Origin of the sequence: Aquidulcibacter paucihalophilus, from assembly GCA_030285985.1 — a bacterium.
GTDB lineage: Bacteria > Pseudomonadota > Alphaproteobacteria > Caulobacterales > Caulobacteraceae > Brevundimonas.
Genome location: CP127384.1, coordinates 3029526 through 3045752, shown reverse-complemented (window position 1 = coordinate 3045752; position 16227 = coordinate 3029526). Strand labels below are relative to the sequence as shown.

General features: G+C 68.3%; 18 protein-coding genes. 12 read left to right on the top strand and 6 right to left on the bottom strand.

Annotation, left to right across the window (positions count from 1 at the left end; translation table 11 throughout):
* Nucleotides 1-3: 3 nt before the first annotated feature.
* Genes KB221_15075 through KB221_15065 form a run of 3 tightly spaced genes read left to right on the top strand, consistent with a single transcriptional unit; the run spans nucleotide 4 to nucleotide 3606 of the window.
* Entirely contained in the window at nucleotides 4-1617 is a 1614-nt protein-coding gene (locus tag KB221_15075; GenBank protein ID WIY69373.1) for a CpaF family protein, read from the top strand.
* Between the two features lie 5 nt (nucleotides 1618-1622).
* Nucleotides 1623-2600 (top strand): type II secretion system F family protein, encoded by a 978-nt coding sequence (locus KB221_15070; GenBank protein ID WIY69372.1) that lies wholly within the window; start codon nucleotides 1623-1625, stop codon nucleotides 2598-2600.
* A gap of 16 nt (nucleotides 2601-2616) precedes the next feature.
* The gene (locus KB221_15065) at nucleotides 2617-3606 is read left to right on the top strand and encodes a type II secretion system F family protein (GenBank protein WIY69371.1); all 990 of its coding nucleotides are present in this window, start codon (nucleotides 2617-2619) and stop codon (nucleotides 3604-3606) included.
* Between the two features lies 1 nt (nucleotide 3607).
* Here KB221_15065 and KB221_15060 read toward each other — a convergent pair whose 3' ends face one another.
* Together KB221_15060 and KB221_15055 are read right to left on the bottom strand one after the other, a co-directional pair.
* Nucleotides 3608-4042 carry an SRPBCC domain-containing protein gene (locus KB221_15060; GenBank protein WIY69370.1) on the bottom strand — a complete coding sequence of 145 codons (435 nt, stop codon included), beginning with the start codon at nucleotides 4040-4042 and terminating at the stop codon, nucleotides 3608-3610.
* Nucleotides 4043-4088: 46 nt separating this feature from the next.
* Nucleotides 4089-5432, bottom strand: coding sequence for an MFS transporter (locus KB221_15055; protein ID WIY69369.1), 1344 nt, complete (start codon nucleotides 5430-5432; stop codon nucleotides 4089-4091).
* Between the two features lie 122 nt (nucleotides 5433-5554).
* On the opposite strand from KB221_15055, the gene KB221_15050 reads away from it, so the two are divergent.
* The 3 genes from KB221_15050 to KB221_15040 all read left to right on the top strand — a co-directional run bounded on the left by KB221_15050 (nucleotide 5555) and on the right by KB221_15040 (nucleotide 7281).
* Nucleotides 5555-6871, top strand: a complete 1317-nt coding sequence (locus KB221_15050; GenBank protein ID WIY69368.1) for an amidohydrolase — start codon at nucleotides 5555-5557, stop codon at nucleotides 6869-6871.
* Between the two features lie 3 nt (nucleotides 6872-6874).
* Complete coding sequence (locus KB221_15045) at nucleotides 6875-7069, top strand: hypothetical protein (protein ID WIY69367.1); 195 nt, start codon at nucleotides 6875-6877, stop codon at nucleotides 7067-7069.
* A 74-nt stretch (nucleotides 7070-7143) separates the two neighbouring features.
* A complete protein-coding gene (locus KB221_15040) occupies nucleotides 7144-7281 on the top strand; it encodes a hypothetical protein (GenBank protein WIY69366.1) in 138 nt (45 codons plus the stop codon).
* Here KB221_15040 and dapE read toward each other — a convergent pair.
* Nucleotides 7278-8438, bottom strand: coding sequence for a succinyl-diaminopimelate desuccinylase (gene dapE / locus KB221_15035; GenBank protein WIY69365.1), 1161 nt, complete (start codon nucleotides 8436-8438; stop codon nucleotides 7278-7280). The genes KB221_15040 and dapE overlap by 4 nt on opposite strands.
* Before the next feature lie 51 nt (nucleotides 8439-8489).
* Between dapE and KB221_15030 the strand changes: the two genes are divergently transcribed.
* Nucleotides 8490-8960, top strand: a complete 471-nt coding sequence (locus KB221_15030) for a cupin domain-containing protein (protein WIY69364.1) — start codon at nucleotides 8490-8492, stop codon at nucleotides 8958-8960.
* Nucleotides 8957-10234 carry an MFS transporter gene (locus tag KB221_15025; GenBank protein WIY69363.1) on the top strand — a complete coding sequence of 426 codons (1278 nt, stop codon included), beginning with the start codon at nucleotides 8957-8959 and terminating at the stop codon, nucleotides 10232-10234. Before KB221_15030 ends, KB221_15025 begins: the two co-directional genes overlap by 4 nt.
* Before the next feature lie 23 nt (nucleotides 10235-10257).
* Here the strand turns inward: KB221_15025 and KB221_15020 are convergent, their stop codons facing one another.
* Both KB221_15020 and KB221_15015 read right to left on the bottom strand, forming a co-directional pair.
* Complete coding sequence (locus KB221_15020; GenBank protein ID WIY69362.1) at nucleotides 10258-10647, bottom strand: hypothetical protein; 390 nt, start codon at nucleotides 10645-10647, stop codon at nucleotides 10258-10260.
* A 12-nt stretch (nucleotides 10648-10659) separates the two neighbouring features.
* Nucleotides 10660-11688, bottom strand: a complete 1029-nt coding sequence (locus KB221_15015; GenBank protein ID WIY69361.1) for a 2'-deoxycytidine 5'-triphosphate deaminase — start codon at nucleotides 11686-11688, stop codon at nucleotides 10660-10662.
* Between the two features lie 92 nt (nucleotides 11689-11780).
* Here KB221_15015 and apaG point away from each other — a divergent pair, with 92 nt between their 5' ends.
* Nucleotides 11781-12188 (top strand): Co2+/Mg2+ efflux protein ApaG, encoded by a 408-nt coding sequence (gene apaG / locus KB221_15010; GenBank protein ID WIY69360.1) that lies wholly within the window; start codon nucleotides 11781-11783, stop codon nucleotides 12186-12188.
* Between the two features lie 132 nt (nucleotides 12189-12320).
* On the opposite strand, the gene KB221_15005 is transcribed toward apaG, so the two are convergent.
* A complete protein-coding gene (locus tag KB221_15005) occupies nucleotides 12321-12830 on the bottom strand; it encodes a GcrA family cell cycle regulator (GenBank protein WIY69359.1) in 510 nt (169 codons plus the stop codon).
* A gap of 316 nt (nucleotides 12831-13146) precedes the next feature.
* Here KB221_15005 and KB221_15000 point away from each other — a divergent pair, with 316 nt between their 5' ends.
* From KB221_15000 to KB221_14990, 3 genes are all read left to right on the top strand, one after another.
* Nucleotides 13147-13968, top strand: a complete 822-nt coding sequence (locus KB221_15000; GenBank protein ID WIY69358.1) for an ABC transporter permease — start codon at nucleotides 13147-13149, stop codon at nucleotides 13966-13968.
* 66 nt (nucleotides 13969-14034) lie between these two features.
* The gene (locus KB221_14995) at nucleotides 14035-14934 is read left to right on the top strand and encodes a M20/M25/M40 family metallo-hydrolase (GenBank protein WIY69357.1); all 900 of its coding nucleotides are present in this window, start codon (nucleotides 14035-14037) and stop codon (nucleotides 14932-14934) included.
* Between the two features lie 92 nt (nucleotides 14935-15026).
* Nucleotides 15027-16223 carry an aspartate aminotransferase family protein gene (locus KB221_14990; protein WIY69356.1) on the top strand — a complete coding sequence of 399 codons (1197 nt, stop codon included), beginning with the start codon at nucleotides 15027-15029 and terminating at the stop codon, nucleotides 16221-16223.
* Nucleotides 16224-16227 lie beyond the last annotated feature (4 nt).

Sequence of the window (16227 nt, the reverse complement as noted above, 5' to 3'; positions counted from 1 at the left end):
CGCGTGTTCGGCAAGCGCACAGGTCAGCCCGGCAGCAGCGCCGCCGCTCCGCGGCCCGCGCCCGCAGCCGCGCCGGTCGCGCAGCCTTCGCCCGGGGTCCAGGTCGAGGCCTTCGCCTTTGGCGGAGAGCCGGACGCCGCCGAGCTGCAGGCCGCGGCGCGCAAGGCTGAATCCTACGCCGCCAAGCCTGCGTCTCCCGCGGCCGACCGACTGGATGCCCTGGCGGCGCGGCCCCGGCCGGAAGCGGCGCCCGCTCCTGCCAGGAACGCGCCCGGCCCCAAGGCCACCCCCGGCTTCGAACAGCTGAAGAAGGCCCAGGCCGTCGCCGAGATCGTCCGCGAGCAGTCGGACTATTACCACGCCACCAAGACCACGATCTTCAACGCCCTGATGAACACCATCGACCTGGCCCAGCTGGCCCAGCTCGATACCAAGGCGGCGTCGGAGGAGATCCGGGACATCGTCGCCGAACTGGTGGCGATCAAGAACGTCTCCATGTCGGTCGCCGAGCAGGAGCATCTGGTCCAGGACATCGTCAATGACGTCCTCGGCTACGGTCCGCTGGAGCCGCTGCTGGCGCGCGATGACATCGCCGACATTATGGTCAACGGCGCCGGCCGGGTGTTCATCGAGGTCGGGGGCAAGGTCCAGCTGACCAACGTCCGCTTCCGCGACAACAACCAGCTGATGAACATCTGCCAGCGGATCGTGTCGCAGGTCGGCCGCCGCGTGGACGAGAGCAGCCCGATCTGCGACGCCCGCCTGCCTGACGGTTCGCGCGTGAACGTCATCGCCCCGCCGCTGGCCATCGACGGCCCGACGCTGACGATCCGGAAGTTCAAAAAAGACAAGCTGACGATGAAGAACCTGGTGGAGTATGCCTCCATCAGTCCCGAGGGCGCGCGCGTGCTCGGCGTCATCGGTGCCTCGCGATGCAACCTGGTCATCTCGGGCGGTACGGGTTCCGGCAAGACGACCCTGCTGAACACCCTGACGGCCTTCATCGATCCGACCGAACGCGTCATCACCTGCGAGGACGCGGCTGAACTTCAGCTGCAGCAGCCGCACGTCGTCCGGCTCGAAACCCGCCCGCCCAACCTCGAGGGGCAGGGCATGATCACCATGCGGGATCTGGTGAAGAACTGCCTGCGGATGCGTCCCGAGCGGATCATCGTCGGCGAGGTCCGTGGCCCGGAGGCCTTCGACCTGCTGCAGGCCATGAACACCGGCCACGACGGCTCCATGGGCACGCTGCACGCCAACAGCCCGCGCGAAGCCATCAGCCGGATGGAGTCGATGATCACCATGGGCGGCTACGGCCTGCCCTCGAAGACCATCCGCGAGATGATCGTCGGCTCGGTCGACGTCATCATCCAGGCCGCCCGCCTTCGCGACGGCTCGCGCCGCATCACCCACATCACCGAGGTGGTCGGGCTGGAGGGCGATGTGATCGTCACCCAGGACCTGTTCGTCTACGAAATCACCGGCGAGGACGAGAACGGCAAGATCATCGGCCGTCACCGTTCGACCGGGATCGCCCGTCCCCGGTTCTGGGACCGTGCCCGCTATTACGGGCTGGAGCGCGAGCTGGCTGAAGCCCTCGACGCGGCGGAGTAGGGCGGATGCTCCCGATCCTTGCCGCGGTTCTGGCCTTCATCACCATCGGCGGGCTGGGCTGGGCCTTCGTCGGCGGCGGCGATTCCAGCGAGGCCGCGGTCAAGCGCGCCCAGACCTTCGGCGGGCCCAAGCAGAACAACGCCGCCGCCAAGAAGGCGGCCGCGGCCAATACGCCCGAGGCGCGCCGCAAACAGATCATGCAGCAGCTCCAGGAATCGGAGCGGGCCGAGCGCAAGGCGCGGGTCAGCCTTTCCGCCAAGCTGAAGCAGGCGGGTCTGGCCACCAAGGTCTCGACCTTCTGGATCATCAGCGGCGTTCTCGGCGCGATCGCCTTCCTGCTGCCGCTGCTGTTCGGCCTGAACATCCTGATCTGCCTGGGGGCGGGCGTCGTTCTTGGCCTCGGCCTGCCGCGCTGGGTTGTCGGCTTCCTCGGCAAGCGGCGGATGAAGAAATTCTCCAGCCATTTCGCCGACGCCGTCGACGTCATTGTGCGCGGCATCAAGTCCGGCCTGCCCGTCCACGACTGTTTCAAGATCATCGCCCGCGAGAGCCCCCAGCCGCTCGGCGCGGAGTTCCAGAAGCTGGTCGAGGGCCTCGGCGTCGGCCTGACCCTGGCCCAGTCACTGGACAAGATGTACGAGCGGATGCCGACGCCGGAGCTGAAATTCTTCTCCATCGTCATCGCCATCCAGCAGAAGACCGGCGGCAACCTGGCTGAGGCGCTGAACAACCTTTCGGTCGTCCTGCGCGCCCGCAAGATGATGGGCGAGAAGATCAAGGCCCTGTCGTCCGAGGCCACCGCCTCGGCCGGCATCATCGGCTCGCTGCCGCCGGCGGTGATGATCCTCGTCAGCATCACCACGCCCGCCTACATGGCCCGCCTGTTCACCGACCCGCGGGGCCAGTTCATGCTGCTGATCGCGGTGGCGATGATGTCGTTCGGCGTCTTCGTCATGAAGAAGATGATTTCGTTCAAGTTCTAGGAAACGCCCGGCCCCGATGATCGAGTTCTTCACCAACGTCCAGAACCTGCTGAGCCTCGGCGTGGGCCTGCTGGTGTTCGCCACCCTGGTGACGCTGCTCGGCTCGTTCGGCGGCGGGGCGAAGCTGGAAGGCCGGTTGAAGGCCGTGGCGGTGCGGCGCGAGGAACTGAAGCGCCGTTCGCGTCAGGCCATCGCCGCGCAGAACTCCGGAACCCAGAACCTTCGCCACTCGGACGAGGGCTTCAAGAAGCGCGTCGTCGAGCAGCTGAACCTGACCAAGCTGCTGGAAGACCCCAAGGTCGCGGACCAGATGGCCCAGGCCGGCTATCGCGGACCCCGGCCGTTGACGACCTTCTACTTCTTCCGCTTCTCGATGCCGTTCGTCTTCCTCGGCGTGGCGGTGTTTTACCTGTTCGTCTTCAACGACTTCGGTCTGCCGGTCATGACCCGGCTGACGGCCTGTATGTTCGCGGCGGTGATCGGCTTCTATGCGCCGAACATCTTCCTCTCGAACCGAATTTCACAACGCCGGACGTCCATCATGCAGGCGTTCCCGGACGCGCTGGACCTGCTGCTGATCTGCGTCGAGGCGGGGATGTCGATCGAGGCGGCGATCCAGAAGGTCAGCCAGGAGATCGGGGGTTCGTCCATCGACCTGGCTGAGGAATTGACCCTTCTGTCGGCCGAGCTCAATTATCTGCCCGACCGCCGCATGGCCTATGAGGGCCTGGCCAAACGGACCAACCATCCGGGCGTGAAGTCGGTGGCCACGGCCATGACCCAGGCCGAGACCTATGGCACGCCGCTGGGCACGGCCCTGCGCACCATGGCCAAGGAAAACCGCGAGATGCGGCTGTCGGCGGCCGAGAAGAAGGCGGCGGCCCTGCCGGCCAAACTGACCGTGCCGATGATCCTGTTCTTCCTGCCGGTGCTGTTCATCGTCATTCTGACGCCGGCCATCATCAGCATCCAGGACACGATGGCCGCCGGCGCAGCGGGCGGCTGACTCAGGCTTCGGCCGCGGCCTTCCAGGCGTCGGCGACCGCGTCGACCGCATGGCGCAGATGCCTGCGGTGCCTGTCGAAATACATCTCGCCGCGCAGGCCCGAGAAGATGAAGCCGTTGGCGACGATGCAGCTGTTCGGCTCGTCGAGCGGCTCGATCTCGAAATAGCGCATCGACCGGAACCAGAGGCCGCGGTTCTCGGCCCAGACCAGCTGCGAATAGGGCTGCCAGTCGCCGACGCGGGTCGTGGCGCGGCGCTCGGGCAGGTCCCCGATCTGTTCGGTCAGGGTGATGTCCGCGCCAAAGGCGATCGTGCCCTCCAGCCCGGTCTCGACCGGATTCCAGCGGTCCCAGCCCGGCAGGTCCGCGATCAGGTCCCAGATCTGGTCGGGGGTGGCGCGCACGCCGATGCGGCGCTCGATACGGGCGATGTCCATGGGTCCGATCTGCCACGCCTTTGGGACCGGGAAAAGGCCTCGAGCGTCAGCGGTTGCCTTCGGGGCCCGGCTGCGAGGCGGGTGGCGTCTCGGGCGAGGGCGTTTCGTCGCGGTCGGGCAGGTCCGGCGGGCCCGTGCGCAGTCGCGGATTGATGAAACACAGGGCGGTTGCGGCGGCGAGCAGGACAGCGTTGGCGATGAAGGGCGCGGGCTCGGCCAGTTCGTAGAGGGCGACGCCGATCACGGGCGGGGCGAGGAAGCTGAGGCCGGCCAGCGACATCATCAGGCCCGCGATCGCGCCCTGTTCGTGCGCCTCCACCGACAGGGAAGACCCGGCGGTGAAGCCCGGCCGGGCAAAGCCGATGCCCATGGAAACCACGGCATAGCCGATGACCACGCCGTAGTAGCCGGGGGCGGCGATACTCATCAGGTTTCCGGCCAGCGCCAGGGCCGCGCCCCAGCGCATGAGGTGGGCGGGCTGAAGCTTCAGCAAGGGGATCAACCCCCACTGGGCCATCAGGGTGGCGGCGGCACCCGCCAGCATGGCGATGCCGATGAAGGGCTGGGCGTCGCGCACGGCGATGCCGGTGGCCGACAGCTCATCGATGATGTGGAAGCCCAACACCGAGATATTGGCCGCCTGCGCCCCGGTGACGAACAGGCCGTAGAGCAGATAGCCGCGCACGCGCGGGTCTTTCCAGAGCCCCTTGCCGGCGTCGCCGCGATGGCCGCTGGGCGAGGGGATGCGCACCACCTCGCCGCTCGGCAGCTTGCGCCAGACGATGACCAGGACCACCAGACCGAACAGGGCGAAGGCGTACATCGGCCCCGCCAGTCCGATCATGGGAATGACGAACCCGGTGCCGCCCAGCCCGACCATGATTGCGGGCAGGACGAAGAAGGGTGCCAGCGCCGGACCGATCACCGTGCCCAGGCCCTGGGCGGAGGCCAGCAGCGACATGGCCTGGGTGCGCTGCTCCGGCGTGGTTCGGTCGGCGACATAGGCCTGGGAGGCGATCGGGGCCGCCGAGCCGAAGACGCCGTAGATGGTGCGCGCCACCCCCATCAGGACAAAGGCCAGAATGGCACCCAGCCATTGTTCAAGCCCGGAGGTGGCGGCCAGGCCGAAGCCGGACATGGAGACGACGAAGCCGGCCAGGCCGATCATCATGACCCGCTTGCGGCCCAGGGTGTCGGACAGGCGGGCCCAGAAGGGTGAGGCGACCGTCCACATCAGGGCCGAGATGGCGAAGGCACCGGCGACCAGGGTGTCCGAAAGCTGGAACTCGCGCCCGATGGCCGGCAGGACCGACTGAAGCGCCATGTTTCCCGCCGCCGCGATCAGGCTGACGGCGAACAGGATGGCGAAGGCGGGGGAGCGAAGGTTCACGGGTGCACTCTAGGGCTGCCGGTGCCCGCCGTCATCCAACGCATAATTACCTGTTCGTTTCATTTCTTGCGCCGGCCGCACGGTCCGCGCACGGTAGCGGCTCTCGGACACTGGGGACCGCCATGACCATCCGCCGCCTGCTCGCCGTCTCCACGCTTTCACTGGCCCTGTCCGCCGGCTTCGCTCATGCCCAGACGGGCCCGGTCGCGCTCGATCGGATCGAGGCTGCGGTGACGGCGGAAATGCCGAAGGTCATCAACTGGCGCCGCGACCTGCACGCCAACCCCGAACTGGGCTTCGCCGAGACCCGCACCGCCGCCCTCGTGGCGGAGCATCTGCGGGCGCTCGGCATGGAGGTCCGCACGGAGGTCGGCAAGACCGGCGTCGTGGGCGTGCTGCGCGGCGGACGGCCGGGCGGGACGGTGGCGCTGCGGGCGGACATGGACGCCCTTCCGGTGCTGGAGGCGACGGGCCTGCCCTTCGCCTCGACCGCGACCGGAACCTATATGGGCGCCACTGTGCCGGTGGCTCACGCCTGCGGTCACGACGCCCACGTCGCCATGCTGATGGGTGCCGCCGAGGTGCTGGCCGGCATGCGCGAGGATATTCCCGGGACCATCGTCTTCATCTTCCAGCCCGCCGAGGAAGGGGCGCCTCCGGGTGAGCCGCTCGGCGGGGCGCGGCTGATGATCCAGGAGGGTGCGCTGGCCAATCCGCGGCCCGACGCCATCTTCGGCCTGCATGTCGTGCCGGGCCGACCGGGGACGGTCTTCTACCGCCCGCGCGGTTTCATGGCGGCCTCGGACCGGGTCGACATCACCCTGCATGGTCGTCAGACGCACGGGGCCTGGCCGTGGAAGGGCGTCGACGTCATCGCCACGGCGGCCCAGATCGTCCAGACCATCAACACCCTGACCGCGCGCACCATCGACCCGACCACGACGCCGACGGTGTTCACCATCGCCACGCTCGACGCCGGTGTCCGCTACAACATCATTCCGGACCAGGCCGTTCTGTCCGGCACCCTGCGCACCTTCGACATCGCCCAGCGTGACGACCTCGTCGCCCGCACCCGGGTCGCCATCGACAATGTCGCCGAGACCTTTGGCGCGACGGCCGAGTTCACCGTGCGCCAGAACGCGGCCCTGGTGTTCAACAACGAAGAATTGTCGGCCTGGCTGGCCCCGGTGCTGACCGAGGCGGCGGGGGCGGGGAACGTCAATCCGGCCACTCCGCCGACGACCGTGGCCGAGGACTTCAGCTATCTGTCGCAGGAAGTCCCCGGGGTCTTCTACCACCTTGGCGGATCGAAGGACGGGGTCGATCCCGCCACCTCGCCGCCGAACCACTCGCCGGGCTTCGACGTCAATGAAGCGATCCTGCCGCTGGGCGTCCGCACCCATGTGCTGAGCGCGATCCGGTTCCTGGAGCGCGACTGACCCGTGGCCGACGAACTGGAACCGCTGAAGGCGCGGCGGGTGACCGCCCTCTATCGTCTCGACCTGATCGGCAAGGGCGCGCAGCTGACCTATGAGGACGGCACGCCGGTAGACATGAAATCCGAGCAGGCGCGGCTGGAGGAGATGGTCGCCGATCTGGACCGCCGGATCGCGCGGCTGGAGGCGACGCTGCACTGAGGGCGGCAACCACGTTTCTCAACACCCCGGCAAGAAACCCGGCGCATCCTTCTACGGTCGTACAGGAGGGGGCCATGAGGAATCTGCCCGTTCAACTGCCGCCGATGACGCTGGAACGCCGGGGCGGAAAGCTGCGTGAGCTGTTCTGGTTTCTCGTGGCCTTCGGCGCGATGTTCGGGGCCGCCCTGCTGGGCCTGGACCTGCTGTCCTAGCAGCGGGCGAAATACGTCCCGATCACCGCGCGATAGACCTCCGCCAGCGCCTCGATCTCGGCCACGGGCGCACGCTCGTCGATCTGGTGCATGGTCTGGCCGACGAGGCCCAGCTCCAGCACCGGACACATGGCGCGGATGAAGCGGGCGTCGGAGGTGCCGCCGGTGGTGGAGGCCTCGGGCCGGCGGCCGACCGCGGCCTCGACCGCGTCCTGCACGCCGGTGACGAAGGGCCCGGTCTGGGTCAGGAAGGCGTCGCCCGAATGCAGGTGCTCGAGCTCGATGCGCAGACCGCTTTCGGCCTGGGCCTTGCCCGCTTCCGCATTGAGCCAGGCCATCAGGCTCTCGCCCGTATGGTTCGGGTTGAAGCGGATGTTCAGCCGCCCCCGTGCCTCGGCCGGGATCAGATTGGTCGCCGTATTGCCGACGTCGAGCGTGGTCAGCTCGAGGTTGGACGGCTGGAAGGCCTCATAGCCGGCGTCCAGTTTGTGATCCGCGAGACGGGCGACCAGCCGGGCGAGCACCGGGACCGGATTGGCCGCCCGGTCCGGATAGGCGACGTGGCCCTGTTTGCCGTGGACGGTGATCCAGGTGTTGAGCGAGCCGCGCCGCCCGATCTTGATCATGTCGCCCAGCGCATGCTGCGAGGACGGCTCGCCGACGACGCAGGCGTCGATGACCTCGCCCTCGGCCATCAGGGCCTGGACCACCCGTTTGGTGCCGTGCAGGGCGGGGCCTTCCTCGTCGCCGGTGATCAGGAAGGACAGGCTGCCCGGAACCTCGCCTTCAGCCAGAACCTGGGACACCGCCGCGACCCAGGCCGCGATGCCGCCCTTCATGTCAACCGCGCCGCGGCCGTAGAGGATCCCGTCCTTCACCTCGGCTTCGAACGGGCCGGAGGACCAGGCCTCGGTCGAGCCGGTCGGCACCACGTCGGTGTGGCCGGCGAAACAGAGGTTCGGCGAGGCTGTGCCGCGCCGCGCGTAGAGGTTCTCGATATCCTCGAACTTCATGCGCCGGCAGTGGAAGCCGAGCCCGGTCAGGGCGCGCTCCAGCACATCCATCGCGCCTTCGTCGGCGGGGGTGACGGAGGGCCTGCGGATCAGGTCGCGGGTCAGGGCGACAGGATCGATAACGGGAGTTGATGCGACGCTCATAAGGCTGTGCTTTACGGGGTTCGGACGACTGCGAGAAGGGCGCTCCTCCCCATGCCGAAGATCGACATTGCCGCAGCCCCGACCGGACACGGCACGGGCTATCCCGAGGAATTCGCCGGACCGTGCAAGCCGCGCCGCCGCTGGCGGCTGGGCGATGCCGTCGGGCTGGACCAGTTCGGGGTCAATCTGCTGCGCCTGCCGGCCGGCGCCTGGTCGAGCCAGAGGCACTGGCATGAGGGCGAGGACGAGTTCATCTGGGTGCTGGAAGGCGAGGTGGTGCTGGTGGAGGATGAGGGCGAAACCGTCCTGCGCGCCGGCGACTGCGCGGGCTGGAAGGCGGGCGTGCCCAACGGCCATGTGCTGCAGAACCGCTCAGGCGCCGAAGCGGTCCTGCTGGAGGTGGGCACGCGCACCCCGGGCGGAGATACCGGCCACTATCCGGACATCGACATGCAGTTCCGGCAGGGCGGCTTCTTCCACCGCGACGGAACCCCTTATCCGAAAGTCGACCGCCGCACGTGACCGGGACCATCGAGACGACCGAACCGGTCCCGCCGCCGCCTGAGGGGCCCGCCAGCCCCTGGGCCATCCGCGACTTCCGCCTGCTCTGGGTCGGGCGGGTGGCGGCGGTGCTGGGCATCCAGATCCAGTCCTCGGCCCTGCTGTGGCAGGTCTATGAGATCGCGCGCCGGGACCATCCGGTGGCCGAGGCCAGCCTGTATCTGGGGCTGGTCGGGCTGTGCCAGTTCCTGCCGCTGCTGGCCCTGACCCTGCCCGCCGGCGCCCTGGCCGACCGGCGCGACCGCAAGAATACCGTCACCCTGTCGGTCATGGTCGAGGGCGGCTGCGCGCTCGCCTTCCTGTTTATGGCGCTGCACGGTTCGCCGCCGCTGTGGGGGCTGCTGGCGGTCGCCGCCGTGTTCGGCGCGGCGCGGGCCTTCCTCGCCCCGGCCAGCCAGGCCTTCCTGCCCATGGTGGTCGGCCGCCGCGCCCTGCCGCCGGCCATCGCAGCCCAGTCCATCGCCTTCCAGACGGGGGCCATCGCCGGCCCGGCGCTGGGCGGCGTCATCGTCGGCTTCTCGGTGCCCGGGGCCTATGGTGTGGCCCTGGCCATGTTCGCCATCGGCTTCGCCAGCCTTGTTCTGATCCGCACCAGCGGCAAGCCGGCCGCGTCGCCGACCCGCGTCTCGCCGGTGGACCAGGTGAAGGAGGGACTGGCCTATGTCTGGAATACCAAGATCGTGCTCGGCGCCATTTCGCTGGACCTGATCGTAGTGCTGCTGGCCGGTGTGGCCCTGCTGACGCCGATCTTCGCGCGCGACATCCTGCATGTCGGGGCCGTCGGCTTCGGCCTGCTGCGGGCATCGTTCGGGGCCGGGGCCCTGCTGGTGGCCCTGTATCTGAGCCGTTTCCCGATCGTGAAGCACGCGGGCCGCTGGATGTTCGCCTCGGTGGCCGTGTTCGGCGTCTGCACCCTGACCTTCGGCCTCTCGACCAGTGTCTGGCTGTCGGGCGCGGTCCTGTTCCTCGGCGGGGCGGCGGACATGATCAGCGTCAACATCCGCCAGACCCTGATCCAGCTGGCCACGCCCGATCACATGCGCGGCCGGGTCAGTTCCGTGTCCATGCTGTTCATCGGTGCCTCGAACGAACTGGGCGAGGCCTATTCCGGCGTGGCGGTCCGTTTCCTCGGCCCCATCGGCGCGGCGGTGTACGGCGGCATAGGCGCGCTGGCCGCGACCGGTCTCTGGGCGCGGTGGTTCCCCGCGCTGAGGAAGGCGGATCGGCTGGAGTAATGGTGCTCCGGCGCGCCGGGGCCTCAGATCAGAGACCAGATCAAAGCCCCGCCAGCGGCGATCGAGACCGGCGCGATCAGACGAACGGCCGTCACCGGAATTCGCTGTGCCCACCAAGTGGAGTATGCCGCATGCCATCGGCGCGGAAGCAGCATCAGGACGGCGGCGGATACGATCAGCAATCCGCCGATGAGCGCGATCGCTTGCGGAAACCGGGATGCGGCGGCGGCCAGCACCAAAGCGCTTCCAGCCGCGATGCGCAGTAACATTTCGCCGAAGTGAATCGTCGGGCTTCCACCCATCGCCCCGAGTGCCTTTAGCGCCCGGCGTGGAGCGACCAACATGAAAGCGCTGACGCCGATCAGCCATAGCCCCACGACGATGGACAGATACTGGGCGGCTGTTGCCGTCATCGGACCCTCAGCTCACCACGGCCTGAAGTGTTTGCTCAGCTTCAGCCCCTGCCGCTGGTAGTGGCTGCCGCCCTCGCCGTAGAGGCGGGTGGGGCGTTCGGTGAGGGGTTCATAGACCAGCCGGGCGACGATCTGGCCGTGCTCCAGCAGGAAGGGGGTGTCGTGGGTGCGGACCTCGAGCACGCCCTTGGAGCCGGCCCCGTGGGCCTCGTCGGTGCCGAAGCCGGGATCGAAGAAGCCGGCGTAGTGGACGCGGAACTCGCCGACAGACGGATCGATCGGGGTCATCTCGGCGGCCTGGTCGACCGGGATTTCGACGTCGTCGCTGGAGGCCAGGATGTAGAACTCGCCCGGATCGAGCAGCAGTTCGCCGCGGCGCAGGGTCAGGGGCTCCCAGAAGTCGCGCGGGTCGTGGCCGTCGATGTTGTCGAGGTCGACGACGCCGGCGTGGCGGCGGCCGCGGAAGCCGACGATTGAGCCCTCGCCCCCCTGCAGTTCCACCCCGACGCTGCGGGTTTCCAGTTTGGGCGGTGCGCCGGCCTTGAGCCGCAGCTGGTTCAGCCGGGTGCCCGGACGAACCAGGATGGGGAAGGTCTGGGGCGAGATCTCCAGATACAGCGCCCCCTCATAGCCTTCGGCCACGTCATCGAAACGGGCGCCGCGATCGGTCAGCAGACGGACGAAGACATCGACCCGGCCGGTCGAACTCTTGGGATTGGCGCGGGCGATCAGCCCCTTGGGCAGGCTCAGCCGTTCCTGAAGCCGCACGATATAGACGCAGCCGCGCTCCAGCACGACGCCGCCCGAAAGGTCGATCCGGTGCATGGAGACGTCGGCGATCCGCTCCTCGACGGTCCTGCGGCCGGGCAGGAAGGAGGCGCGCACGCGCCAGGCCTGATCGGACAGGCGCAGGTCCAGACTGGCCGGCTGCACCTGATCGGTGTCGAAGGGGGTGTCGGAGGCGATCGCGCCGCCGGCGATCAGGGCCTCGATGGACTGGCAGGGCAGGATGCCGGGGGTGGGGAATTCGATGGACTGCATGGATACGGCTTACACGATTCCGCCGCCTGTCTCTTGTCCCGAGACGTCGCCGCGCCGCTTGACCTGCGTCCCCGTTCCGGGACCATGGGCGGATGCACGATACGCGCGCCTATGAAGCCGAAACCGACGGGATCGTGGTCCGCGTCCGGCCCAGCTATCTGGCCGGCCAGTCCGATCCGGACGCCGGCCGCTGGGTCTGGGCCTATCAGGTCGAGATTGTGAATCTGACCGGGGTGTCCGTCCAGCTGATGGCGCGACGCTGGGTGATCACCGACGCGCGCGGCCATGTCGAGGAGGTGCGCGGGCCGGGCGTGATCGGCGAACAGCCCACGATCCTGCCGGGCGAAAGCTATGCCTATGCCTCGGGCTGTCCGCTGGGCACGGCCTCGGGGTCGATGGTCGGGGGCTATGCGATGACGGACGCCACCGGGCGCGAGTTCGAGGCGGCCATCCCGGCGTTCAGCCTGGATGTGCCGGGAGAGCGGCGCGTTCTGAACTGAGTGGGTGAGGGGCTGCGTCAACCCGGAAAAGCGCAGCCCCGCCCCAGCACTCAAGGCCCCGTGCGGGTGGGGCCTCGAGGCGGAGGGCGGCTCTCTAGGAGCCGTTCATGACAGCCGTATGGCTGAAAGGGGTCAGATATACCGCCGCAGCGAGCGGGCCAGGTCGGTGGCGCCGCGCTTGACCTGGGGCTGGTAGGCGACGCGGGCGTGTTCGACGCAATAGACGCCTTCCGACGAGCGCCGGCCGCAGAAGCTGAACTCGTTTGAGGACGGGTCGCCGATCGGCCATTTGCACATGTGGGCACCCAGGGTCATCACCGTGGCGGTGCCGGGCAGGTCGGGCATGGGGGCCGGAACCGACGGGGCCGAGACGGCGCGCGGCTGGACGGCTTCGATGCGGCGCGGTGCCGAGGGCGCCTGGGTCGGCTGGGCGGCGGGGCGCGGACGCGACGGGCGGAAGGTGGCGCGGGCGGGCTGCGACGGGGCGGCCCGGCCCGACAGGCCGAGACGGTGCACCTTGCCGATGACGGCGTTGCGGGTGACGCCGCCGCCGAGCTGTTTGGCGATCTGGCTGGCCGACTGGCCTTCCAGCCAGAGCTTCTTCAGCGCCCCGACGCGGTCTTCAGTCCAGCCTGCGGTCATAGCCAACCCTCCGGGTCTCGGATTCAATATATGGGGTCCAGGCTGCCCTCCCGGGGCCTCGACCTACCACTAATCGTAAACGAGGTCCTAACAGACGCAAGATGTGCGAATCAGTCCGTCCACAGGAACCAGATGTAGGGATGGTTAACGGCGGCGGCTGCGCCGCCGGGTGATTGGTGGTTGGTGATTGGTGATTGCAGCTTGTTCGCCAGCGGAAGGGCGGCGCAGGCGGCGCCGCTGCACTGGCGCTGCCCAACCACCAACCACCAACCACCAACCACTTGCATCCCGCCGCCGCCCGCCGCATCTGGCCTCCATGACCGACCTGAGCACCGTCTCCACCACGCCCCAGCCGCGTAGCTATCCCGGGATCAACTGGATCGGCGTCCAGACCCTGTACCTGCGCGAGGTGCGGCGGTTCTGGAAGGTCGGGGCCCAGACCGTGGCCGGACCGGTGGTGACCACCCTGCTGTATATGCTGGTCTTTGTGGTGGCCCTCCAGGGCGCCCGCCCGCCGCTGCACGGCACGCCCTTCGCAGAGTTCGTGGGGCCCGGCCTGATCATGATGGCCATGCTCAACAACGCCTTCGCCAACGCCTCCTCCAGCCTGATCCAGGCCAAGGTGATGAATACGGCGACCGACTTCCTGACCCCGCCGCTCAGCCCGCTGGAGCTGACCATCGGCTTTTCGCTCGGTGCCGCGACGCGCGGCCTGGTGGTCGGGATCGTGACGGCGCTGTGCGTCATGCCCTTCGCGCGGCTGGAAGTGGCCAACCTCGGCCTGATCCTGTGGTTCGGCCTGCTGGCCTGTCTGATCATGGGGATGCTGGGCGTTTTCGCTGGCCTCTGGGCGCAGAAATTCGACCAGCTCGCCGCGGTGCAGAATTTCGTCATCATGCCGATGACCTTCCTGAGCGGCACCTTCTACCTCGTCGAGAACCTGCCCGAGCCGTTCGCGACGATCAGCCATTTCAACCCGTTCTTCTATCTGATCGACGGATTCCGCGCCGGCTTCATCGGGACCGGCAACGCCGAGGGAAACCTGATGATCGGCATGGTTCTGAGCGGCGTGCTGACGCTGGTCATGGCCGTGACCTGCTGGCTGGTGTTCCGCTCGGGCTGGCGGCTGAAGACCTGAAGCAGTTGTAAGGTGCGCCGCGCGCCGCGCCGCGCTAGCCATGGTGCCCTGTCTCAAGGGGGTCCCATGCTGTTCCGTTCGCTTGCCGCCGCCGCGGCCCTGCTCGTCGCGTCCACGCCGGTCGCCGCCCAGGACCTCGACCTGCGCGCCCAGGTCGCCGCTTTCGTCCAGCCGTCCAACGAAGCGCGCACGGCCGTCGTTGTGGCCCAGCTGCGCGCCGCCGGGTTCGAGCCGACGGTCGAGACCTTCACTGGCGGCAATGGCCGGACCGGGGAGATGGAGGGCCGCAATGTGGTCGTGACCATCGGCGACGGCCCGCGCGAAATCCTGCTGACCGCCCACTATGACGCGGTGAAGCTGCGCGACGGGACGATGTCGCACGGGGTGGTCGACAACGCGGCGTCGGTGGTCGGTGTGATCGAGGCGGCGAAGACCCTGCGCGGCAAGGCGCTGAACCATCGCATCCGCATCATCCTGTTCGACCAGGAGGAGCTGGGTCTGATCGGTGCGCGCAAATGGATCGAGGCGCACGGGCTGGCGAACGTCGCCGCCGTCGTGAACTCGGACGTCGCCGGATACGGCGACACCATGATGTACGGCCAGAACAACGGCCCGCAGTCGGCCTTCGTCACCCGCGTGGTGCAGGAGCTGTGCGCCGAACGGGCGATGCAGTGCGTCGGCTTCCCGGTCTATCCGCCGTCCGACGACCGCGCCTTCTCCGCGGCCGGCGCGCCGGTGGTGTCGCTCGGCTTCCAGGACGAGATCGGCGCCCACCAGATGTGGCTGGCCTTCAACGGTGGCGAGGCCAACGGTCTGGCCGAGGGCTTCGTCCCGCAGGTCTTCCGGCTGATCCACTCGGCCGAGGATACGATGGACAAGATCGATCCGGCCACGGCTGCCCTCGCCGGCGCGACCTATGCGGCGGTGGTCGAGCGACTGGACGCGCAACTCGCCGGTGTTGACTAACACCGTCCTCCGGCCGACAAGGCCTGACCCTTATTCCAGCGGTCCCGGCGCTCTCCAGCGGCGGGGCCGTCTCGCTTTTGGAGGCTTGTCCCGTGTCCACTGAACATCTGATGGGTGTCTACAACCGCGCGCCCCTGGAAGTGGATCGTGGCCAGGGCGCGCGTCTGTGGGGCAAGGACGGGACCGAATACCTCGACTGCGTCATGGGCATTTCGACCAACGCCCTCGGCCACGCCAATCCGATCCTCGTCCAGGCGGTGAAGGACCAGGCCGAAAAGCTCTGGCACGTCTCCAACATCTTCAAGATCCCGGGGCAGGAAGCTCTGGCCGACGCGCTGTGCGAAAAGTCGTTCGCCGACGTGGTCTTCTTCACCAACTCGGGCACCGAGGCGGTCGAGTGCGCGATCAAGACGGCGCGCCGGTATCATTTCGCCAACGGCCAGGCCGAGCGGATCGACATCTACGGCTTCGACGGCTCGTTCCACGGTCGGACCTACGGTGCCATCAACGCCGCCGCCAACCCCAGCTACACCAACGGCTTCGGCCCGCCGATGGAAGGCTTCCACCAGCTGGTCTTTGGCGATCATGAGGCCCTCAAGGCCGCGATCGCCAACCCGAACACCGCCGCCATCATCGTCGAACCGGTGCAGGGCGAGGGCGGCTGCCGCGCCATTCCCGAGGTCTGCCTGCGCGGCCTGCGCGAGATGTGCGACGAATACGGCGTCCTGATCATCTTCGACGAAGTCCAGTGCGGCATGGGCCGGACCGGCAAGCTGTGGGCCCATGAGTGGGGCGGCATGGCCCCCGACATCATGGCCATCGCCAAGGCCCTGGGTGGTGGCTTCCCGATCGGCGCCTGCCTGGCCACGGCCAGGGCGGCCACGGGCATGGTCGTCGGCGTGCACGGCTCGACCTTCGGCGGCAACCCGCTGGCCATGGCCGTCGGCGCCGCCGCCTTCGCCGAGATCTCGAAGCCCGAGACCCTGGCCCACGTCAACGAGATCGCCGGCTATCTGAAGCAGCAGCTGCACGGGCTGAAGGAACGCTTCCCCGATGTGATCGTCGAGGTGCGCGGCAAGGGCCTGCTGATGGGCATGAAGCTGGTCCCGAACAACCGCGAATTCATGGGCTGGGCCCGCGACGAGGCGCATCTGCTGGTCGCCGGCGGCGGCGACAATCTGGTCCGCATCCTGCCGCCCCTGAATTTCACGCTGGACGAGGCGCGCGAGGCGATCGAACGCCTCGAGAAGACCTGTGAGTTCGCCCGCACGAAGCTGGCCGCGGCCTGACCGG